Origin of the sequence: Flavobacterium sp. 40-81, from assembly GCF_001898245.1 — a bacterium.
Lineage (GTDB): Bacteria > Bacteroidota > Bacteroidia > Flavobacteriales > Flavobacteriaceae > Flavobacterium > Flavobacterium inviolabile.
Genome location: NZ_MKTM01000041.1, coordinates 152,476 through 174,333 on the forward strand (window position 1 = coordinate 152,476; position 21,858 = coordinate 174,333).

The 21,858-nt window shown below is 39.9% G+C and carries 18 protein-coding genes; 6 read left to right on the top strand and 12 right to left on the bottom strand.

All coding sequences use genetic code 11. The features are described 5' to 3' along the window. Positions 1 to 47 precede the first annotated feature (47 nt). Complete coding sequence (locus tag BGO42_RS16395; RefSeq protein ID WP_273243721.1) at positions 48 to 1,007, top strand: hypothetical protein; 960 nt, start codon at positions 48 to 50, stop codon at positions 1,005 to 1,007. A 60-nt stretch (positions 1,008 to 1,067) separates the two neighbouring features. Here the strand turns inward: BGO42_RS16395 and BGO42_RS16400 are convergent, their stop codons facing one another. The 5 genes from BGO42_RS16400 to BGO42_RS16420 form a co-directional block, all read right to left on the bottom strand. Beyond that, positions 1,068 to 1,622, bottom strand: a complete 555-nt coding sequence (locus BGO42_RS16400) for a DUF8465 domain-containing protein (protein ID WP_273243722.1) — start codon at positions 1,620 to 1,622, stop codon at positions 1,068 to 1,070. Continuing rightward, on the bottom strand, positions 1,615 to 1,797 hold the full coding sequence (locus BGO42_RS16405) for a hypothetical protein (protein WP_177735673.1): 183 nt from the start codon (positions 1,795 to 1,797) through the stop codon (positions 1,615 to 1,617). The genes BGO42_RS16400 and BGO42_RS16405 overlap by 8 nt, the downstream gene beginning before the upstream one ends. Before the next feature lie 189 nt (positions 1,798 to 1,986). Next, positions 1,987 to 3,231, bottom strand: a complete 1,245-nt coding sequence (gene rocD / locus BGO42_RS16410; protein ID WP_273243724.1) for an ornithine--oxo-acid transaminase — start codon at positions 3,229 to 3,231, stop codon at positions 1,987 to 1,989. Between the two features lie 219 nt (positions 3,232 to 3,450). Further along, complete coding sequence (locus BGO42_RS16415) at positions 3,451 to 3,948, bottom strand: DinB family protein (RefSeq protein ID WP_273243726.1); 498 nt, start codon at positions 3,946 to 3,948, stop codon at positions 3,451 to 3,453. A gap of 80 nt (positions 3,949 to 4,028) precedes the next feature. Continuing rightward, entirely contained in the window at positions 4,029 to 4,976 is a 948-nt protein-coding gene (locus BGO42_RS16420) for a helix-turn-helix transcriptional regulator (RefSeq protein WP_273243728.1), read from the bottom strand. A 228-nt stretch (positions 4,977 to 5,204) separates the two neighbouring features. Here BGO42_RS16420 and BGO42_RS16425 point away from each other — a divergent pair, with 228 nt between their 5' ends. Further along, the gene (locus tag BGO42_RS16425; RefSeq protein ID WP_273243730.1) at positions 5,205 to 6,659 is read left to right on the top strand and encodes an alkaline phosphatase PhoX; all 1,455 of its coding nucleotides are present in this window, start codon (positions 5,205 to 5,207) and stop codon (positions 6,657 to 6,659) included. A 73-nt stretch (positions 6,660 to 6,732) separates the two neighbouring features. Next, on the top strand, positions 6,733 to 8,517 hold the full coding sequence (locus BGO42_RS16430; protein WP_273243732.1) for a cytochrome c peroxidase: 1,785 nt from the start codon (positions 6,733 to 6,735) through the stop codon (positions 8,515 to 8,517). Here BGO42_RS16430 and BGO42_RS16435 read toward each other — a convergent pair. Beyond that, positions 8,514 to 9,065 carry a DUF1697 domain-containing protein gene (locus BGO42_RS16435; RefSeq protein ID WP_273243734.1) on the bottom strand — a complete coding sequence of 184 codons (552 nt, stop codon included), beginning with the start codon at positions 9,063 to 9,065 and terminating at the stop codon, positions 8,514 to 8,516. The two genes, BGO42_RS16430 and BGO42_RS16435, sit on opposite strands and share 4 nt — an antisense overlap. After that, positions 9,058 to 10,068, bottom strand: a complete 1,011-nt coding sequence (locus tag BGO42_RS16440) for a sensor histidine kinase (RefSeq protein WP_273243736.1) — start codon at positions 10,066 to 10,068, stop codon at positions 9,058 to 9,060. The genes BGO42_RS16435 and BGO42_RS16440 overlap by 8 nt, the downstream gene beginning before the upstream one ends. Before the next feature lie 182 nt (positions 10,069 to 10,250). Here BGO42_RS16440 and rlmD point away from each other — a divergent pair, with 182 nt between their 5' ends. The 3 genes from rlmD to BGO42_RS16455 are packed head-to-tail and all read left to right on the top strand — an operon-like array spanning position 10,251 to position 12,889. Then, positions 10,251 to 11,663, top strand: a complete 1,413-nt coding sequence (rlmD, locus tag BGO42_RS16445; RefSeq protein WP_273243738.1) for a 23S rRNA (uracil(1939)-C(5))-methyltransferase RlmD — start codon at positions 10,251 to 10,253, stop codon at positions 11,661 to 11,663. A gap of 10 nt (positions 11,664 to 11,673) precedes the next feature. After that, positions 11,674 to 12,204: a DUF6452 family protein gene (locus BGO42_RS16450; RefSeq protein WP_273243740.1), complete on the top strand. Its 531-nt coding sequence runs from the start codon at positions 11,674 to 11,676 to the stop codon at positions 12,202 to 12,204. Then, positions 12,176 to 12,889 (top strand): DUF6048 family protein, encoded by a 714-nt coding sequence (locus BGO42_RS16455; protein WP_273243742.1) that lies wholly within the window; start codon positions 12,176 to 12,178, stop codon positions 12,887 to 12,889. Before BGO42_RS16450 ends, BGO42_RS16455 begins: the two co-directional genes overlap by 29 nt. 114 nt (positions 12,890 to 13,003) lie before the next feature. Here the strand turns inward: BGO42_RS16455 and BGO42_RS16460 are convergent, their stop codons facing one another. The 5 genes from BGO42_RS16460 to BGO42_RS16480 all read right to left on the bottom strand — a co-directional run bounded on the left by BGO42_RS16460 (position 13,004) and on the right by BGO42_RS16480 (position 21,779). Next, positions 13,004 to 13,555, bottom strand: a complete 552-nt coding sequence (locus tag BGO42_RS16460) for a hypothetical protein (RefSeq protein ID WP_246297007.1) — start codon at positions 13,553 to 13,555, stop codon at positions 13,004 to 13,006. Then, on the bottom strand, positions 13,549 to 20,061 hold the full coding sequence (locus tag BGO42_RS16465; protein ID WP_273243744.1) for a polymorphic toxin type 23 domain-containing protein: 6,513 nt from the start codon (positions 20,059 to 20,061) through the stop codon (positions 13,549 to 13,551). The genes BGO42_RS16460 and BGO42_RS16465 overlap by 7 nt, the downstream gene beginning before the upstream one ends. 3 nt (positions 20,062 to 20,064) lie before the next feature. Beyond that, a complete protein-coding gene (locus tag BGO42_RS16470) occupies positions 20,065 to 20,508 on the bottom strand; it encodes a T9SS type A sorting domain-containing protein (protein ID WP_273243745.1) in 444 nt (147 codons plus the stop codon). A gap of 268 nt (positions 20,509 to 20,776) precedes the next feature. Then, positions 20,777 to 20,989 (bottom strand): hypothetical protein, encoded by a 213-nt coding sequence (locus BGO42_RS16475; RefSeq protein WP_286749533.1) that lies wholly within the window; start codon positions 20,987 to 20,989, stop codon positions 20,777 to 20,779. A gap of 172 nt (positions 20,990 to 21,161) precedes the next feature. Then, positions 21,162 to 21,779: a DUF6705 family protein gene (locus BGO42_RS16480; RefSeq protein ID WP_273243747.1), complete on the bottom strand. Its 618-nt coding sequence runs from the start codon at positions 21,777 to 21,779 to the stop codon at positions 21,162 to 21,164. Positions 21,780 to 21,858: the final 79 nt, after the last annotated feature.

Here is a 21,858-nt window from a genome sequence, read left to right on the forward strand (position 1 = left end):
GTAGTAAATGTAAAAAAAGTTACTTTTGTTACAAATTCTATGATAAAATGAAAAAAATATTTGGAGCATTTGTATGCCTGTTTTTATTGAACGGATGTGACGATGGCGATATCGTTGTTGAAACTTTTGATTTTGGTAGCAGCAGCATCCAGAAATGCAGCAACAGTACGGACACCCAGACCATTCTTACCAGGACCAACAAAAACCAGCTAATGCTGATCAATGTGGCGGCTTCTAATTTCAAGAACCAGGAAACTGTGGCCGGCACCCCGATAACCATTACCACAACCGGATCGGAAATCATATACCGTTCCTACAGTGACGATGTTACTTCTGCAGCGGTTTGTTCGACCATTCCTCCGGTAAGTCCGGTAGTAGCGGAAGAATACCGGGTGCTTCCCGGCGGTACAATCGAGATCGTAACAACCATGCTTCCGAATGTAAATGCGTCATCATTGGCAACAAGCGTTAGCTATAACCACCAGATAAAATTCAAGAACGTACAGTTTTCAAACGGAGCTTCCACGATCTCTTTCCAGGAATATCTTTTCGGTACCTATACCCCGACCACTAATACGCTTTCGTTCTCTTTCACCGATCCGACCATCAAGAACTGTACGGATAATAAGATCTTTCTGCAAAGCAGCAACCAGGCCTTATTATTGGATTTACCGGCAGCTTCCTATCCGAGTGAAGCAGGAACACAAACCATTACTTTAGACGGAACCAACAGGGCAATATACCGACTTTATACAGGAGGTGCTGCTGCCGATTATACTACCGATTTAATCTGCTCCGGTACTCCGGCAACTCCTATCGTGCTGAGTGAAGAATGGATCGCTAATGAAGGTACCGTTACCATAGTGACCACTGCTATTTTTGGAGTGGACAACACGACAATAATCGGTTACAAACACAATATCAAATTCACCAATATCCGATACAAAAAAGGAAGTCAGTCGTTCCTGCATCCGGAATATACCTTTGGTGACTACAGGACAAACTAAGACAAAAGTATTCTAATTATACTAAAAAGCCCAAACATGATGTTTGGGCTTTTTTATTGCTTAACGGTTTGCGTTTTGCTTGAAATAAACTTCCGTTGCACCTAATCCGTACTTCTGATAATCGGCATCCTGAAACACGATATTGTCGTATCGTCCCAAAAGAAAATCCAGTTCTGCTTTCAGGATCCCTTCGCCCACACCATGAATAAAAACGATCCGCGGTATCCTGTTTCGCATCGCAAATTCAATTTGTCTTTTTGCCGTTTCCGTCTGTAATGTCAGAATATCATAGTTCGACATTCCTCTTTTTGACGGCACCAGTTTTTCGATATGCAAATCGATTTCCAGTACAAAATCATCCTTCTTAGAACGCTTTTCCTTAACAAAAGAACGCTTTTTAGGCAGCTCTTTCTCCTTCAAAACGGCATCTAAAGTCTGACCTGAATTAAACACCTCTAATTTACTGGAATTATTTATTTTAACCAATTCGTTGACAAAATATGTCATCATGAATCCGTCGGTAGTTTCCACTATAATCTGCTCTTTTTGGAATCCTACAACTACTCCGCTTATGTTGTCGTCGAGCACGGCAACCTGGTCCCCTATGTTAAACATCCTCTTCTTCTCTTTCCTGATTTTCACTTGGCACTTTAGCCATCAGCCGCATCATCCCGTAAAAGAAAATAACCACGGCTATAACCTGAATCCAGACATTGGGATGTGGCTGCGTTTGTTCGTACAGTCCCCAGCCTCCCATTCCAAACATTACTATTATAAAAATTGTTTTCATCGCTATTAGTTTACTTTTTCAAAAATAGGAAACTTTACAAACACCGCATCTCTTTTCGGCCGAATATCTTCCGGCGCTCATTTTCCAAACAGCAGCACCTTCCTGTTCTTTTCAAAACAACACCAACAATATTCTATTCCATATTCCCGATACAGCCATAAAAAAAGGTCCGCTAAGCGGACCTTTATATTATTTTTCAAACTGTTTTAAAGTGTCTGTAATGATTCGGACACAGTCCAGCAGCTGCTCTTCATTCATGACCAAAGGCGGTGCAAAGCGAATGATATTTCCATGCGTTGGCTTAGCCAATAATCCGTTATCGCGTAATGCCAAACAGATGTTCCAGGCGGTATCACTTTCTTCCGTATCGTTAATTACAATAGCGTTCAACAGCCCTTTTCCTCTTACTAAAGTACAGATGCTGCTTGTGGCAATATAGTCATTCATTTTAGCGCGGAACAGGTCTCCAAGTACCGCTGCATTTTCGGCAAGCTGTTCTTCTTCCACTACCGTTAAAGCGGCAATAGCGACAGCGGCTGCAATCGGGTTTCCACCAAAAGTAGATCCGTGCTGTCCCGGTTTGATCACACTCATGATCGCATCATTTGCCAATACTGCCGATACCGGATAGGCACCTCCGGAAAGGGCTTTCCCTAAAATCAGCACATCCGGTTTTACATTTTCATGTTCAACAGCCAGCAGTTTACCTGTACGGGCAATTCCGGTCTGAACCTCATCGGCAATAAACAATACATTATGCGCTTCACACAATGCTTTTGCTTTTGCAAGGTAACCTTCGGACGGTACATATACTCCTGCTTCCCCCTGAATAGGTTCTACAAGGAAGCCAGCAACGTTTTTAGTCGATTTTAAAGCGTTTTCCAGCGCAGTGATGTCATCGTAAGCAATTTTAATAAATCCTTCCGTATACGGCCCGAAATTCTTTCTGGCGTTCTCGTCATTCGAAAAAGAGATAATCGTAGTGGTTCTTCCGTGAAAATTGTTCTCGCAAACAATTATCTGCGCCTCATTTTCGGCGATTCCTTTTTTCTCATAAGCCCATTTCCTCGTTAGCTTCAAAGCCGTTTCCACAGCTTCAGCCCCGGTATTCATAGGAAGCACTTTGTCGAAACCGAAATAACCGGTTACAAATTTCTCGTAAGCACCTAATTTATCATTATAAAATGCTCTTGACGTTAACGCCAGCGTTTGCGCCTGCTCTGTCATGGCACTGATAATTTTAGGATGGCAGTGTCCCTGATTAACCGCAGAATATGCCGATAAAAAATCGTAATATTTTTTACCTTCAACATCCCACACAAAAACACCTTCTCCTCTGTTTAACACTACCGGAAGCGGGTGGTAGTTGTGCGCTCCGTGTTTATCTTCCAAAGCAATCGCTTCGGTTGAACTCATTTTTTCTATAACTGACATTTTCAATTTAGTTTGTTTGCTATATCTTACATTCCTTCTTTTTCAGGAGAGAAATCATCCTATAGAGTTGTGCAATTTACTAATTCTATTTTAAAAAAGTAACACAAAACAGAATCTTTAATGTGTAATTATAACAATTCAATCGTTTATTTGTGTTTTTTATAACAAATAAAAATATTGCTAAAACAGCGTTTGAAATATCATAGAAATGCTGTCCGTTTACATCATCACCTCATCGGCACTTGGTCCGTAACTTCCCGGAATAGGAATATTCAGCAGGCGAAGGTAAACTCCCAGCTGGGCACGATGGTGTACAATCTGGCTGTAGCTCATCCGGATTACTTCATATTTGGAAGAAGTACTGTAAATCTGATCGCCGTTTCGCAGGGTCCATTCTTCCCAGAATTCTTCTTCATCTGTTGCTACCAGCGACTGCTCTCCTTCTTTTAAGGATTTTTCAAAAAACGCCAGTAGCTCTTCCGTATTTTTAACATCCCGGGATTCATACGGATTGTTCGCAAAATCAAGTTCGTTGGTGTTCAGCACCATGTTTACCCATGCCGGAAGTTCGGCTATATGAGCAGCCAGCACTTTCATTTTCATACTTTTCGGATGTGGCTGCCAGTCCAGTTTTTCTGTTGGCACACAGGATAACATTTTTCTGGTTGTTGCCGCTTCCTGCGCCATTTCGTCTTGTAATAACGTGATTAGTTTCATGATTGTTTTGCTTTTATTGTTTAACAATACAAAGGAACAACCGTGTTGTGACAACAGTGTGTCAGTAGATTTTTAAGAAATTATTTTTTTTGAAGAATTTTTTCGGCAAGCTCTATAATCCGTTCATTCAGCGATGCCGGTTCCATGATTTCGGCATAATCGGCAAACATAATATACCAGCGGGCAAAGCCTTCATACAGCGAATCGGTTAAAAAAGTCATCTCTATTTCATTTCCTTTTATGACCTCACTGACAAAACCGTAATAGTGTTTTCGTTCCTGCAGGTACATGGCAATGTTTTTATCGACTTTTATAATTACCCGCTCCCTTCTGAAATTGAGATCCTGTTTTTTCTGTTCCTGGTATTTTTGAAGCGAAGCGTGTTCCATACGGAATATTTCTTCTGTCAGGAAAATATCCACCATTCTGTCGGCTCTGAAATGGCGGTAGGCATTCCGGTAATGGCAATATCCCACCGTATACCAGTATTCATTTTCATAATAAATTCCGATGGGTTCCATCAGCCTTTCCGTATTTTCTTCGTTTCCGAAAGCCCGGTACGTCATTTTTACGATCCGCTTTTCCGATATGGCTTTCAGCAGCACATCCAGACTGTTGCCGGGTGCCGTATTATTCTTTTTCTTTTCCCGGACATGAATGTGACGCTCCAAACCTTCAACCAGTTCCTTTTCACTTCCTCTTAAAACAGATTTGATTTTATACATCGCCGACTGAAAATTGTTCTGAACCGCCGAATCGGAAAGTTTTTCCATTAGTTTCTCTGCCGTTATAAAAGCCATTGCTTCCTCCTGCGTGAACATGACCGGAGGCAAGCGGTAACCGTCCACAATGGAATAGCCCACACCGGCTTCCCCGTATAACGGTACTCCGGCTTCTTCCAGTGTCCGGATATCCCTGTACACCGTTCTTAAGCTAATATCAAATCTATCGGCAAGATCCTGAGCCTTTACAACTTTCCTGGATTGCAGCTGGATTAAAATCGCGGTAATACGGTCAAAACGGTTCATAACAACACTTTAGTTGTCAAAAATAAAACAAAGAAAGCCGACAGCAAATTTTTATTTTAAGAATCATCCGGCAGGTTCCTCCTGCACCACCGCTAACACTCCTTTCACAATTTATTAACAAAAATTTACTTCATAAAAAGCAATAGTAACATTTTGAGAATATTTCGATGTATTTATGCTAACACAGCATGTTTAAGTTTGCCGGGTCTAACACAAAAACAAAAACACATGAAAATTAACAAAAGTATCCTGAGCCTTGCCGTGCTTACAGCCATGCTGTCGTGCAACTCAGACGATGAAACGACAAACGATACGGGCAGCAACACTTCCCCTATTGAGTTAAAGAATTATTCCATTACTCCGGCGCTTATTAAAAACATGCCGGGCTTCCCTTCCTTACAGACATTTGCTCTTTTTTCAAGTGAAGATACATTTATCAACACTCCCGGTTATGTTTTCGGAGGTTCTGCAGACGGTTCCGGTTTATTTAAAAACAGCGACGGTACCTTTACATTCCTGGTAAATAACGAAGATAACTTTGCCGTTTCCAAAATCACGTTCGACAATCATTTCAAACCGGTAGCCGGAGAGTATGTATTGAATTCCAACGGTGCCGGAAACAGATTGTGTTCTGCGTCACTGGCAACTCCTGAAATCCACGGATTCGGACCTTTATTCTTAACAGCCGGAGAAAGCGGCGCCGAATCGCAAATCATCGGGATCACTCCTTTTGACACAAAGGCAAACAACAGCACACCAAGACCTTTAGCTGCTTTGGGAAGATGGAGTTCCGAAAATGCCGTTCCGTTACCTAAAACTGCCTATTCCGGGCAAACCGTTATTTTAATCGGGGATGACGATTCCGGAACTTACGGCGGTCAGTTCGTGATGTACAAAAGTACTACCGGAGATCTAAACAACGGAAAAGTATATGTTATGAAAAGAACGGATGAGAATATGGTGGAAAGAAACATGACCGAAGGCAACTCTTATGCCGTACAGTTTGTTGAAGTTCCGAATGCCAAAACAAATACCGGCGACCAGAACAACATCCTTTCCCAAACACTGAAAGCCATTCCTTTCGGACGTGTGGAAGATATTGATTACAGAAAAGAAGCCGGAAAAGAGCGTGAAGTATATTTCAACGTTACCGGACAGGATAATTCCGGTGCAAATGCCGATTATTCAAGATCCAAATACGGTCGTGTTTACAAATTGGTTTTAGACCAGAACAACCCGTTAGCAGGTCAGCTGACTTTGGTTTTAGACGGTGACAACAGACAGGGAAAAGCGAAAAAATTCCAGAATGTGGATAACATCTGCGTTACTAAAAACTTTGTGTACCTACAGGAGGATTCAAACGGTTATGGCGATGAGACCCACGATGCCTACATTTATCAGTACAACATTGCTACCGGTGAGTTAAAAGAAGTATTCGAACTGGATCACAAACGCAACGACCCGACGAACAAATACCTTAGTGCCAGCTCGGCTTTGGGTTCATGGGAATACGGTGCTTTAGTTGATGTTTCCGATGTTATCGGGATTCCGGACACTTTTATGCTAAGCATCCAGACACACAGCTGGAAAAAAGATGCTTTTAAGGGTGTAGACGGCGGAACGGTTCGTCCGAATGAAAATCAGGGCAGTCAGGTAATCTTAATTAAAGGCCTACCAAGATAATCACTACAATTTTTATATAAAAAACATTAGGAATGCAGACCCGTTTTGCATTCCTAATTTCAATTATACCATTATGAGAAATTTGCTTATTCTTATTAATCTGCTCTTCCTTTTTACCGCCTGCAACAATTCGACGCCGAAACCGCTCACTGCCACCGAAAAAACACAGCATTTTTTAAAAACACAGTATGCTGTTTTTGCCACCGATGTAAAAGCACTTCAAAACCTGGCACTCAAAAACAGCAGCACTAACGCCTTAAAAAAGCAATTCAAAAAAGCCCGTCTGAGCTATAAAAACGTGGAAAGCCTGGTAACGTTCTATTATCCGGAAGCTTCCAAAACAATAAACGGGGCGGCGATTGACAAAAACGACGTACACGAAACCAGCAGAAAGGTAGAAGAAGCCACCGGTTTCCAGAAAGTAGAAGAAGAACTGTTTACAGACGCCATCAATAAACCGGAACTTCAGAAACAAATCGGGATCCTGAACGGAATTGTTCAGTCGCTTAAGGATGATTTTTCCAATTTAGAGCTAACCGACAGCAATGTTTTTGAAGCCCAGAAATTACAGCTGCTCCGCATGATGAGTCTGGGAATCACCGGATTCGATTCGCCGGTTGCCTTCCATTCGTTGCCGGAAACCAAAGCAACACTGCAAAGTATTCATGCCATAATGGCCTTGTACACCAACAGTCCGCAGCTGGACAGCATTATTGCAAAAAGCACAGCCTATATTGACCAAAACACAGATTTTAATCTTTTTGACAGGGCTACTTTTATTGTAACGTACTGTATTCCGGTTTCGAAAGAGATCCATACCATCCAGAAACAGCTGCAAATCAAGAACAATCCTACTCCAACGGCTCTCAATTTTAACAATCCTACCGTTTTTGATGAAGGCGCTTTTGACGTCAACTTCTTTGCCCCGGCATCCAACAAAAATCCTTCCGATGCCCAGAAAGATCTGGGAAAACAGTTGTTTTTTGATCCTATATTAAGTGGTAACAATAAAGTTTCCTGTGCCAGCTGCCATATTCCGGATCAGGCTTATGCCGATCATAAAACAAAAGCCGTGGAAAGCAATTCTCTCTCCCGGAACACGCCTACCTTATTACAATCGGCTTACCAGAATGTACTTTTCCTGGACGGCCGCGTTACCTATCTGGAAGATCAAGCAAGGAATGTGATCAACAACAAGGATGAAATGCATGGCAGTTTTGCCAATGCCCTGGCGAAAGTAAAGAACAGTACGGTTTACCAATCCGGTTTTAAAAAAGTATTTCCGGAAACTTCTGAAATCAGCGAGCAGAATCTCTTAAGATCGTTAGCGTCCTATGTTCGTTCCTTATCGAAACTGGATGCTAAATTTGACAACTACCTGAGAGGAAAAGCGACCTTAACCGCAAGCGAGAAAAACGGTTTTAATCTTTATATGGGAAAAGCAAAATGTGCTACCTGCCATTTCTTTCCTTTATTCAACGGAAGCGTTCCTCCTTTTTATAATGAAACAGAAAGTGAAGTTCTGGGTGTTCCGTCGAGAAACGTTACGGCAAACGCTGTAATCGATCCGGATATGGGAGAATTCCTGATCACGAAAGCACCGTTAAAAAAGTATGCTTTTAAAACGCCTACTGTACGGAATGCAGCGATCACATTTCCTTATATGCACAACGGGGTTTACAACACACTGGAAGAAGTAATTGATTTTTATAACCGGGGCGGTGGTGCCGGAATTGGCATTACTGTTGACAATCAGACCCTGCCACCGGATGAATTGCATTTAACGAAAGAAGAGATTAAAGACCTGACCGCTTTCCTGAAAACGTTAAACAATCCGCTAACAGCCCGGAAGCATTAACCTTTTCTGGCTTCAAAAAGTGCTACCAGTTTGGTAACGGTATTCCAGTTTCTTGAGGTTGCCGTTACTTTTAACCGGTTTTCAATCCAGTTATTGGTCATTTTGGAATTACCGGCATTATTGTGATAGCATAGATACAATGCACGGTCGCCCATTGTAAACGTATCGGGATGTACGAAAGAGGCATCCAGTTTTCCAACATTTTCTTGTTGCGGCACTTCCGATAAAAAGGCAACATACAGTTGTTTTAATCCGATAGCTGCATCGGCCAAAAACGGATTATTCGTAAAAACCTTTTTCAATCCGGCTTCCGATATAGCCACAACCGTAACCTGAAAACCGTATTTATCCAACAGCAGCGCTGCCACCTGTTGCTCTACCACATTCGGATCGGCTTCGGCAGTGGTTACAAAAACATTACCACTCTGTATATAGGTCTGTACATTCTGAAAACCATTATCCGTGAGGTGGTTTCGCAGCTCTTCCATTTTGATAAGCTTCTGCCCGGAAACATTGATCCCTCTGAGTAAAACTAAATGATTATACATGCTGGCTTCTTTTTTTGAGAATTAAGGTAAAACGGGAACCTTTATCGATTCCTAAGCTTTCGGCATAAATGGTACCGCCATTGCGTTCGATTATTTTTTTGCACAAATATAGTCCGATACCGGTGGATGATTCTTTTTGGGTCCCCACACGCGCCTGTTTGGTGAATTTATGAAACAATTCGTCTTTTTTAGCCGGTTCAAATCCCATTCCGTTGTCGACAATCACAAAAACGACACTGTCGTTTTCTTCCATGACCGTTAAATAGATCTCAGAATCCGGATAGGAAAATTTAATGGCATTATCCACCAGGTTTATCAACACCCGCTGCAGGTATTCTTCTTTTATCAGCAAAGCCACCGCATCCGTTTCATTATTAATGATCAGGTGGATTCTTTTGTTGTCCAGTTTCTGATTCAGTACTTTTCCAACAAGCTGTAAAATTTCATCCAGCTCATATTCGTGTAATTCCAGCGTGGATCTGGAAATCAGCTCTTCTTCTTTAAGTAATAGTATAAAGCTTTCCAGGAACTCAAACTGATGGGTGGTCGATTCCAGGATCAGTTCGGCATAGCCCCTGACTTTCTCCGAAGGTTCTTCTTCCAGTATAAACTTTGATAAAAACTGCGGTGTGGTGGCAAAATTCCTCAGATCGTGTGAAAGCAGGTAAATCAGATCCTTTTTTTCATTCAGCAAATCTTCATTTTCGTTAATCCGCATTTGCAGATTGCTTAGCAGCAGCCCTACTTCATCGGTATATTTTGTGGGCAATGACGGAATAACACCTTTTTCACTGTAGTCCAAAAGTGATTTCGAAGCGATTTCTATAGGGGTAACCAGTTTTTTCAGTATCCATAAGGTGGCTCCGGTTGCCAGTAAGGTTAATATTAGTGTAACGCTAAAAACGGTTATTACCGAGATGTCTTTAGGACCGAAAAGAATATAAACGACGATACCAATCAGCGGAATATGAATCCCGAGAAAGGCTATAAAAAGGAATTTCAAGGCATAGCTTTTCCTTAAAAAGGGTATCTTAGATAATCGCGTATACAATCTCATTTTATACCTTAATATATTAGGAGGTTTACCACTCAAATGTAAGTAATCTTATTCATACAAGATAATCCCTTTGATAAAAAAATATAGTTTTATACTTTTCAAAACACAACAATCCTTATTTTTGCCGTATGGGAAGAAAAAGAACAGACAAAATCGTTTTTGATACAGTAAAAGTCCTTGATGCAGGTGCAAAAGGCGTTTCGGTTGCGAAAGCTCCCGATGGAAAAGTAATTTTTATTCCAAATGTTGTTCCGGGTGACGTTGTTGATGTACAGACATTCAAAAAACGTAAATCCTATTATGAGGGAAAAGCCATAAACTTTCACGAATATTCCGAACACCGTGTGGAACCTGTTTGTGAGCATTTTGGTGCTTGCGGTGGTTGCAAATGGCAGAATATGAACTATGACCGCCAGTTGTTCTACAAAAATCAGGAAGTTTATAATAATTTGAAAAGAATCGGAAAAATTGAGTTACCCGATTTCGAGCCGATATTAGGTTCGGAAAAGCAGTTTTTCTACCGTAATAAAATGGAGTTCTCCTTTTCCAATTCCCGTTGGTTAACGGAAAAAGAGATTCAGAGTGAAGAAGACTACAGCAATCAGAATGCTTTGGGCTTCCATATTCCGAAAATGTGGGATAAAATCCTGGACATCAGCAAATGTCATTTACAGGAAGATCCTTCCAATGCCATCCGTAATGAAATCAGGCAATTTGCCAACGAGCACAACATGCCGTTTTTCAATCCCCGAAATCACGACGGGCTATTGCGTACGCTGATGATCCGTACCGCTTCGACGGGTGAGATCATGGTATTGGTACAGTTTTTTGAAGAAGACCAGGCACAGCGCGAGTTGTTGTTGAACTTCCTTGCCGAACGTTTTCCGGAAATTACTTCTTTACAGTATGTGATCAACAGTAAAGCCAACGACACTTTATACGACCAGCATATCATCCTTTATAAAGGAAGGGGTTATATCCTGGAAGAAATGGAAGGGTTAAAATTCAGCATCAATGCGAAGTCCTTTTACCAGACCAATTCCGATCAGGCATACGAGCTATACAAGATTACCCGTGAGTTTGCCGGACTAACCGGAAACGAACTGGTATATGATTTATATACCGGAACCGGAACCATTGCACAGTTTGTTTCCAGACAGGCCCGAAAAGTAATTGGTGTGGAAGCCGTTCCGGAAGCCATTGCCGATGCTAAGGAAAATGCCAAACGCAACGAAATTACGAACTGTGATTTCTTTGTGGGCGATATGAAAGTTGTTTTCAATGAAACCTTTATTGCTACACACGGAAAACCGGATGTGATTATCACCGATCCGCCTCGTGACGGTATGCATAAAGATGTGGTGGAGCAAATTTTAAAAATCGCGCCGGACAAAGTGGTTTACGTGAGCTGTAACTCGGCTACACAAGCCCGTGACCTGGCTTTAATGGATGAAATGTATACGGTTACCCGTGTTCGTCCGGTTGATATGTTCCCGCAAACGCACCATGTGGAAAATGTAGTACTTTTGGAAAAACGTTAATCAATTTTTGATGAAAAAAATTAAAACATTATTAGTTGCTTTTATCATCGCAAATGCTTTCTGGAGCTGCGAAAAGGATGATATCTGTGCCGATGGAACACCAACGACACCGAGCGTTGTAATTGAATTTTATGATAAAAACGATCCTACTGTTTTAAAAAGCGTTACCAACCTGAGAGTAATAGCCGATGGTATGACGGAACCGATAATCTTTAATGCTACCGGAAACGAAGATACAAAGTATCTGACTACTGCCAATAAGATCAAGATTCCGCTAAAGACAACCGAGGATATTACGTCCTATCATTTTACCCAGAATGCGGCCAATCCCGCTATAAGCAATGAAGACCACATGGTTTTTAATTATTCCAGAACCGACCAGTATGTATCGAGAGCCTGCGGATATAAAACCACGTTCAAGCTGGCACCCAATAATCCGGTAATTCCGGAAGGAGACACCGACAAATGGATCTCCAATATCGTAACTGTACAATCTAATATTGAAAACCCAAATGAGACACACCTTAAAATATATTTTTAGTATTCTTTTTGTGTGGACCTCACTGGCATCATTTGCACAGGATTCCATCCCTAAAAAAACGGAGCGTTACGGTATTCGTGTGGGAGCCGATTTAAACAGGCTGGCCCGCTCTTTTTACCAAAAAGACTACCGGGGTTTTGAGATTGTGGGCGATTACCGTTTGTCAAAAAAGATATTTCTTGCCGGCGAAATCGGAAATGAAGACCGTACAGAAGCCGAAAGTCAGTTGAATTATACCACTAAAGGCAGTTATTTTAAAGTTGGTTTCGATTTTAATGCCTATGAGAACTGGCTGGATATGGAAAACATGATCTATGCAGGGGTGCGTTATAGTGTGAGTACTTTTAGCCAGGAATTAAACACCTATGCTATTTATGACACCAATCCATATTTCGGACAGACCATAGTAACACCGGGGCAAAAGTTTGACGGTCTGACGGCACATTGGCTGGAAGTGGTTGCCGGTGTTAAAGCCGAAATCTTTGACAACCTGTTTTTAGGTTTCAGCGTCCGACTGAACTATTTAGCATCAAACAAAAAACCGGAAGGATTCGACAACCTTTATATTCCCGGATTTAACCGAACCTATGAAGGGAATTTCGGTGCCGGATTTAATTATACCGTTTCCTATTTTATACCGCTGTATAAAACGGCGAAGAAAACTGCGGAAACGAAAAAGAAATAATACAGCGTTTACAGTACAGATAATACTAAAAAGGGGAATGGTAATACATTCCCCTTTTTTTAGATCAAAATCTCCGAACAGTTACCTCATCTACCTGCTACACCAATAAATGGTTTACCAATCCGGCTTCCATTTTTCTAACAGGCTTTTGGGTACGGTTACTTTTTTATAAATTTTGCCCGAATAATTTTTATTCAGCATTTTCAGAGTATCATTTTGAATTGTTCCTTCGCTATCGCTAATATATAATGTACAATCCCCTATAGTGGCTATCCTGATTTTGAGAACCTTTCCATTCATATTATAATAGCCCATTTTTGCTTTTACCGGATTAAAAAAATCTCTTTGTAATGCTAATGTATCTGTCTTTGGAATAATAAACACTCCCAATTTACCATCCTGGTAAAATTTCAGATAGGAAACATAAGGGTAACTATTATTCACATCCTTTTCATAATATGTGTATTCTTTTGTCAGGCTGTTAATATTGAAACCGGCTTCTGCTTTATACAAAGCCATAGTATCAATTTTACTATAGTCGATGGTACTATTTTTCAATTTAGCAATTGCTTTCCTCGGCAGCCCATAATCCGACAATTTGCCATTATAGCAACAGCCTGAAACAGTCAACAGCAGTATAAAGGCCACCGACACTCTGGTTACCATGATGTAAATATATTTTGTGTTCTATACTGACCATAGCCTTTCCAGTCCCATGACTGGTTTTCAAACCCCATTTGTCTTTTATCAAAAATAGATTTCCCGTTAAACCATGGAATTCTAAGGTTATGTATTGCCTGATCCTGGATAGCATGACGAATGTGCTCACTATTCACTCCAACTCTATACCCTTTATAGCCTACAGTGAGCGCGCCAAGTCTGTATTTTGGTCCTTCTTCTTTTGCTAATCCATTAGGCATTCTTCTGCCAAAATCGTCTACACACAAAGGGTCTCTATGGGTCTTTACCGAGCCATCTTCTCCTTCATAATCCCGATATCCTGTCATTAAATTAAATCCGGCTGTAAAATCACCCAAGGATAAATTTAATGCTGCAGTCCTATAACTATCCCCTCCATCTCCTAAACCGCCTATTGAACCGTCATTTTCATACATTACTCTGAAATCGCCAAAATGAAGACCTACAACGCCGGTTCTTTGGGCAAAATCACCTTCCCATTTATTAAATCCTAAACTAAATCCGTTTTTCCCGTTATCATAACTGGCTAAAATTGATTTTCTGATTTCATATCCATTTTTCCCTAATCCGTTATAATTACTATTACTCATAATACCAATCCCTCCCGAAAGGCTAAAATCGCCATTACTGAAGGTTGCGCTTAAATTAACACCCACACCGGATGTATTTCCAAAAGCAATTGCCGGTGAAATGCTAAATGAGAAATTATTAATCTGAATACCTATAGGCGGATACAGCAAACTAATTGCCGAACTGGCAGCAGATGTGGCCAGGAAATCCCACATCGGGGCATTCAGGGAGCCGCTTCCGGCGGTAATCCCCGATGAGCTTCCGGCGGTATTATAGGCAACCCAGCCGACAGCTGCACTGATAAGTCCGGATTGTACAGAACTCCATCCCCATTGCCCGGTTTGAATACCACTTGAAACATAACCAACAACAAAACTCACCGCAGCCACTATTAAATCGTCCCATCCAAACCATTCTCCGTTATAATCGGCATATTTTAACGGATTGTTCCAGCAATAGGCATACCTGTTATAACTCTGCGTATTATTGGGATCCTGTACGTAGTTATCCGGCGACAGAAAACGATGCAATCTAGGATCATACAGCCTTGCGTTCATATTAATCAGCCCTACTCCTAACAAGTGTTCATGACCGATATATCCTCTGTCCAGCAGCAGTCCGTCGGATGTCGTTGGAACAGTCGTGGAACCTGCTATATTGTTATATTTTATCAAAGCACCCCAGGCATCAAAAAGTCGTTTTTCCAGAACCTGTCCGTTAGCATTTGTTATTGCTAAAATACTTCCCTGATAATCCCTGTGCAGGTAAAGGTAATTTTGAGTTGTTCCGTCACTTTTTAAAACTACCGGAGCCGTATAGGCATTACCGCCTATATAGGTTATAAACTCAACGGTATCAGTGAGCAGGTTTCGTTTTATCTCCATACTGCCGTCGGCAGAATAGAATTTCCTGTATTTCCTTGCTGTTTTATCAGCTTCTAAACCGCCATAATACATTGTACATCTGCCATCGAAGGCATTATACTGGTAATCTATATTTTCCTTTCCTTCTTCCGTTATCCAAACAGGGCTTTTAAAAGCATTATACCCGATATTCTGTTCCCTTCCATTATAATATGCCGTTGTTGCAGCATCTGCAAGTGTTACGGAACTGGCCTGATACGGACTTGAAACACCACTTGTGCTATTAATAACATTGTAATTATACGTTCCGATATTGTTCGCTGTTATCCTGCCACGATCGTCATAGCTCTGAGTTACATAAACCCCATTAGCGTCTTTATACTTGATTAACCGATCCTGTTGGTCGTAGGCATTTGAAAAATCTTCACTCCAGCCAAACATACTGTTCGTTCTGCTTAATAAATTACCCCGCTGCGGATCAAATGCTGTGGTAAGCGTCATGAACGGAACTGCCGAAGAATAACTTCCATTTGCTGTTCTGTAACTTGTTGATGCCGGTAGTCCATAGGTGTCATAACTATGTGTCTCCTGACCAACAAAGCTACCGTTATCATATCCGTACTGTGCTGTAAGCAATTGTCCTCTTTCGTTTACAGTATTGGCCTGCCATAAAACCTTCTGCGTTGCATCGTCTACAATCTGGTAATGATAGCCATTTTTATAGGTTTTCTTGATCCATTTATCCGAACGCTTTAAATCGGAAGTATTGATTGCGGTATATAATTCTTTTTCCGGACGGCCAAAAGCATCAAACTGGGTCGCTTGCTGGTAATAGGCCAGATAACCGCTTTCATCCTTAAAGTTCAGCCTTTTGTATTGGTCATAACCGTAAGAATAATTTATCACATACCCTTCAGAAAGATTTTCAAACTTCACTGCTGTCAGCAATTTTGTAGCAGGATCATACGTATTTGTGGTTTTGGAATTGGTATTATCCCCATTAATACCTACGATTGTTTTCCAGTTAACTTTTCCAACGGCATCAAGATCATAAGTTGTAATTCCTTTTGGTGTTTTCTCCGTCAGGGTTTCTCCAAAATCGTTATAGGTATATTCATACGTTCCCGCAGCCGGATCTGTTAAGGTCTTTTTTCTTCCCCAATTGTCCAATGTTATCGTTGTAATCACCCCTCCGTAATCTGACGTTTTTAAATTCCCGTTGGCAAAATAGGTGTAATTAATCGTTCCTCCCGGAGCATCAGTCATAGCAACCACACGTCCGATGGCATTTTTAACCGATGTTTTGGTTTTCACCCCATCATTAATTGTTGTGGTTAAACCGGCATAAGTCATCGTAATCGTTTTACCGGTATAGGCTATATTTTTACTTACTCTTCCATACATGTCATATTGCGTTTCGTTCCACTGCGTTGCTCCGGAATTACCGGTGGCAGGGTCTCCGAAATACAGTTCACTCACCTTGAAATTTCTATCGTAGATATCATATAAATAATCGATACAGGCCCAATTTCCGTTTATATTTTTCGCTCCCGATTTAATTTTCCTTCCCAAATCGTCATAAACTTCATTACTGGCACTGCCATCATCAGGTGTTTTGGTTTCAGTTATAAACGTTTTTTCCGCATTTTTAGAATAGGTATAATTCTTGGAAACACCTAAATAATCTGTGGTCTTTATTTTTTTAAGCCATTTGTCATAGAAAAATTTCGTTTGCAGTAAATATGGGTTCTTCTCCCAATTCAGGACACCATTACTTGTATTGAATTCAAATTCTGAAATCAGATTCTCCGTATCATAGCTTTTTATCAGGAAACGTCCCGACGGATCATAATCGTATTTTGTTTCCCTCGGAGTAAGGGATCCAGCCGTTACTTTTTTCTTTTTGATGTTTCCGAAAGAATCATATTCATTATCCTCAGTAACATGAGGCGTACTGTTTATTTTTTTCTTTACCTGTGTGAGCAGATTATTTGTATAGGTGTACAATTCTTCCGAACTGCTGGTGTCTTCATTCGGTAATCCCTGACCGGGATATATGGTTATCGCCTGAGTTTTGCTTATGGGTCTTCCGATAATATGAGGCGTTACGGAAGGAGCATTATAAGCTATTGAACCTACAGCTGTTTGCTCGTGTACATTTTCTTTGTATAGTTTTGTTACGGATGTTACAGGATTATTGTATGCATCATAAGTAGTTTCCGTTTCACTACGGGTATTATCTAATCCGTTAAAGTTCTGAGTAATGGTACTTTTTAATTTGTAAACTTTATTAAACTGTAATGGATCCTCAAATACGCCATTGACCATATTATATGTATTGCTGCTTTTTGAGATATAATTTGTTATGGGTGCTAAATCACCCGGAAGAACAATGCCCGGCAGGGAATAGTTTTCAATATTTGTTCCTCTTAAACCAATATCATTTTTAGAAACAGTCGAAATGATTTGCGTACCGTTATCATCAAACCAGTTTGTACGCATTACACTACGAAATCCAAGAAATCCAAGTCCCTCAAGATTTGTTACTGCTCCATAATATTTGAACAATTGCTTTTTATAAACCGATTTACTGACTTTTTCAAGTTGTGATACAATTTGAAAAGTCGGAGCCATAATAATATCGGTATTAGGATAATTTTCGGTATAACCGCTGGCTCTGTAAGGAATGTCATATCCGTTTTGAGATGTGGTTGCTCCTACCAAAGGACTATAACTAATAATCTCCTTAACGCCGTTTCCGGTAGTGATTGCTCTTAATAACCGCTCTTTACCAAAATCTTTCTGAGATTTAAAATAATGCAGCTTATTATAATTTGCAAAGGCTATTTCCAGTTTCTTATTGGGCTGATTTGATGTATAAAAAATCGGAAGAGCAAATTTGTTAATTCCTGGTGTATTTCCGGTATTTCCGGCATAATACTGCCCGTATACCTGACCAAAGACTCCATTTTTATTTATAAAAGGACGAACTCTTATATTTCCTAATCCGGAACTGCTTGTTGAATCGCCGCTACAAGTAACATAAAGTATATCTGTTTTCCCATCATTATTAATATCCGATGGAATATAATGGTAGATGTCTATTCCATAAGGAGTCCAATATTCTAATCCGGGATAACTTTGATTTTCCTCAATAAACGCTGTTCCGGTGGAAGTATATTTATACCAATATGAGGACGACGAAGCATTCCCGTTAGGAAGCATGAAATCCGTTTTTCCGTCTCCGTTATAGTCCCCGAATAAAACTATTTTTGTCGGATTTTTAATGACTGTACTCCATAACAATACAAGCTGATTATCACTATTCAGCGTATACACCTTGGCAGAATAATTAGCATTATTGCCATCTATAAACAATATATCTGTTTTTCCATCACCGTTAAAATCCCCGGTTTCAAGTTTATCTTCAGATGAAACATTGGCAATAACCCCTGCAAGGTTCATATAATTTGTCGTTTTCCTTCTGTCTAAATCAATAAAATAAGCATTTCTATTGGATGACGTTCCACTCCAGTCTACAGCAATAACATCTGTAAGTCCATCGCCGTTAAAATCGCCACTAAGGTACTTTCGCTTTAATAAATCCGGAAATTGAATTGCTTTTTGATATTGCAGGTAAACCCCATAAGGAGCAAGATAGTACGTATTTATATTCAGATTATTGATATAGGGTACCATCGGTGCGCTCTGAACTGCTGTCATACCCTGAAACGGAGCCAGCTTGTTGTTCCATGTTAACCATGTTGATGGAAAAATTTCTTCAAAAGATCCACAAGGCACCTCCCATCCCATGTTTAACGATCCGCCGGCTATTTCTGTAAAAAGCCAGAATTTTTTCTTGGCATTATCCCCGTTTGTCGGATATAATAAAAAATCCATATTGCCATCACCGTCAAAATCTCCGGAAACCGTTGCCGAATTATCCACTCTTATACTACCAACAGACAAACTTGTTGTCATAGCACTATATGCAATAGATTCAGGTGTATTATCATAACTAAAAACTGTAGGATTGTAACCTGCTGAATTATCTCCGCACTTTTCGGTAATGCTGATCAGTCTTTCATACCCCAATGAGGTAATATCATGAGCTAAATAATAGTTTCGGAATCCGATCCCGTTTCCAATAACTTTAATTTCTTTAAGTATTTTGTCATTCAGAATATTTTGCCCTCCAATATAAGCTTGTTCCGGTCGCTGCCGGTTTTGATATACAAACTGTATTTCGTTTATGGGAGCAATGGTACCCATAGTTCCATATTTTATACTGGCTATCCTTAAATTATTGTTTTCCAGCACATAACTATAACTAATGCGTACTCCCTGTGGATTTTCCCAATACTTCAAGGCCCAGGTGGTGGTGGACACATGAGTAGAAAAGCCACCATATATGGCAACAGACCCGTCAGGATATTCAACCTTAAACTCCGCCACACTTACCGGACTGTTTGTTATATTATAAGAAGTAACCTTAATATTGGAGAAATTTTCGGTTTCATATTTTACTCCCTGTCCGCCTCCGGGTTTATAATAATTTCCGCCATCTTTAGGGATTAATCTTTGTCCATCTAATGCAAACCGATCGCCGGTACCGCCATTAATCACACTAATATTATTGTCATGAAATTTATTAGAAGGAATTCTTGTAATACTGGAAATCCCTGTTATATTCCAGCCATAACCTGCAAGTCCATTTCCTTCCTGACTACTATAAGTTAAACTGATCTGGGGAACCACTCCGTTAATTCCCGGTGGAACTGCTATAGGTATATTATAGGTTGCCGCTCCTGTTAATGAAACCGACAATGCTCCTTCAGTAATTCCCACTTCTGCTGAGTTGCCAGTAGGTCCGGGAAAGCTTGGCGTTAGTGTTGTCGTTGCATCCATCTGCCCCTCTTCGATAGTAGTGGATTTTCTTTCAATAGGCCTGGTTCCGGCAACTTTTGTTCCGCCTAAATCCTGAGCATTAACAGCCAAACAACAAACAATACTTAATGTGGTAAATATAATTTTTCTCATTACTTATCTTTTCAAAATTTTCAAATCTTTCCTTTCGCCGTTATTATATAGTATTGCTACTATATACATTCCTCCCGGATAATCCGAAAATGGAATACGCTGCAAATTATCGGTCTTAAAATCAGTGAATTTTTGAAGTAATGCCCCGTTCATGTTGTAAACCGAAATATTTTCAACTTTTTTATCTTCTATTAAAATCCATTTTACATATAATTCCTCCTGAACCGGATTCGGATAGTAGAAAATTTTATCGGAGATATCGCTTTTAATTAAATCTGCAGCTGTCAGATCCGATTTATCAATTGCTTGTTTTCCTGTACTGCAATTAATACAAATGGCTCGTTTAATCTGATTACCGGCCGCATCGTAAGTAAAAAGTATTCTATCGTTCTGTGCGTTTAAGAGCACTCCGTTAAGAATTAATAAAAAAAGAAGAAGCTTTTTCATGCCAACTTGTTATTTGTTAATTTTAACGTAAATCTAATTTATTTTGTTGTAATTTTCTTATATATTTTAAATTATTTAAAATTTTTCATACTTTTTTCAAGTCTACCAACAAATCATCACTAATAATTACAAATAAAACACCCGTTAAAATAACTGTTGTATTTGCTTACAACACCTCATAAATTCACAATACGTTATATTAAATCCATAAAAAAATCCCGACAGTAGTACTATCGGGATTTTATATCGCTTTAAAAGCCCTGGCTTTTTATTTAATCTCTCGGATACCTTTTATAAAAATCCATTTCATAAAAAGTTTTTCGCCGTCATTGGTTTTAACAGCCTGAAATTTTGGTGCCAGCAAGGTTGATACTACAAAAGCCGTAACCGGAATCCAGAATCCCTGCAGGTTGGTATAGGCGTCTATTAAAAAACGAAACAATATAAAACAGCAAATCCTGTTAAATCCAAGTGCCGACAAACGGTTCAAAATACTTTTGAGTGTCTTTAAAGTAGTAACGTATTTTACGGTCTTTTTGGGTGTTTACAGTATAACGATCTTTTATAGAAACGATTTTTTCCTGTGATGTACACGAAAATAAAAACAATACCAATAAAAATAGTAATCTTTTCATCCGGAGTAATAAGAATTTCTAATTCACCTTTGTTAATGTGACGTTGGTCGGTATTGTAAATGTTTTTGGCTGATCCATCCCACGCATTCCTTGGGGTAAGGTAACTTTCCATTGTGCCGTATTTGGATTAGCAGGATTTATTCTCATATCCAAATCTCCCATTACTCCTGTTGGATATGCAGGATTTACCGGGCCGGTAACGTCAAAAATATTCCCGTTCATAATATGAGGTTGGACTGGCTGATTTGCTATTACTATAGTCGGCCATGGTGTAATTGAATTGCCAATGTTTTTTTGTGAGGTATAAATTATCTGCTCGTTCGGCTGACCGTAATTTTGTACAAGCTTGTAATGCCCTCGCAATTCGTCTGTATAATATTTCGGGGCTTCCTCAGTATAATCAACTTTGGTTTCTTTCCAGAACCGTATAACAAAGGTTTGATTGGCGTTCTGGTAAATCCATGTGCCGATAAATGGCGTAAAATAGTTGTTGATGTCCTTGTAGTAATAAATGAATAAAGAGCTTTTTTTGAAGTTCGGATTATAGTGTTGCCGCATTTCTTCCACTTTTTCTACTTGGGCATAAGAGAAAGAAGCAACAAATAATAGCAAACCAAGACTGAATATTTTTCTCATGGTGTATATGTTTAATTTGGACATGGTTTTTTAATTATGTTTGATGTCTTGCTTTCAAGTTCCAGTTTTTGGAAATATT

Coding starts and splice junctions, on each gene's coding strand:
- BGO42_RS16395 (WP_273243721.1), top strand. CDS start 48: ATGAAAAAAATATTTGGAGCATTTGTATGCCTGTTTTTATTGAACGGA.
- BGO42_RS16400 (WP_273243722.1), bottom strand. CDS start 1,622: ATGTTTAACATAGGGGACCAGGTTGCCGTGCTCGACGACAACATAAGC.
- BGO42_RS16405 (WP_177735673.1), bottom strand. CDS start 1,797: ATGAAAACAATTTTTATAATAGTAATGTTTGGAATGGGAGGCTGGGGA.
- rocD (WP_273243724.1), bottom strand. CDS start 3,231: ATGTCAGTTATAGAAAAAATGAGTTCAACCGAAGCGATTGCTTTGGAA.
- BGO42_RS16415 (WP_273243726.1), bottom strand. CDS start 3,948: ATGAAACTAATCACGTTATTACAAGACGAAATGGCGCAGGAAGCGGCA.
- BGO42_RS16420 (WP_273243728.1), bottom strand. CDS start 4,976: ATGAACCGTTTTGACCGTATTACCGCGATTTTAATCCAGCTGCAATCC.
- BGO42_RS16425 (WP_273243730.1), top strand. CDS start 5,205: ATGAAAATTAACAAAAGTATCCTGAGCCTTGCCGTGCTTACAGCCATG.
- BGO42_RS16430 (WP_273243732.1), top strand. CDS start 6,733: ATGAGAAATTTGCTTATTCTTATTAATCTGCTCTTCCTTTTTACCGCC.
- BGO42_RS16435 (WP_273243734.1), bottom strand. CDS start 9,065: ATGTATAATCATTTAGTTTTACTCAGAGGGATCAATGTTTCCGGGCAG.
- rlmD (WP_273243738.1), top strand. CDS start 10,251: ATGGGAAGAAAAAGAACAGACAAAATCGTTTTTGATACAGTAAAAGTC.
- BGO42_RS16450 (WP_273243740.1), top strand. CDS start 11,674: ATGAAAAAAATTAAAACATTATTAGTTGCTTTTATCATCGCAAATGCT.
- BGO42_RS16455 (WP_273243742.1), top strand. CDS start 12,176: ATGAGACACACCTTAAAATATATTTTTAGTATTCTTTTTGTGTGGACC.
- BGO42_RS16460 (WP_246297007.1), bottom strand. CDS start 13,555: ATGGTAACCAGAGTGTCGGTGGCCTTTATACTGCTGTTGACTGTTTCA.
- BGO42_RS16465 (WP_273243744.1), bottom strand. CDS start 20,061: ATGAGAAAAATTATATTTACCACATTAAGTATTGTTTGTTGTTTGGCT.
- BGO42_RS16470 (WP_273243745.1), bottom strand. CDS start 20,508: ATGAAAAAGCTTCTTCTTTTTTTATTAATTCTTAACGGAGTGCTCTTA.
- BGO42_RS16480 (WP_273243747.1), bottom strand. CDS start 21,779: ATGAGAAAAATATTCAGTCTTGGTTTGCTATTATTTGTTGCTTCTTTC.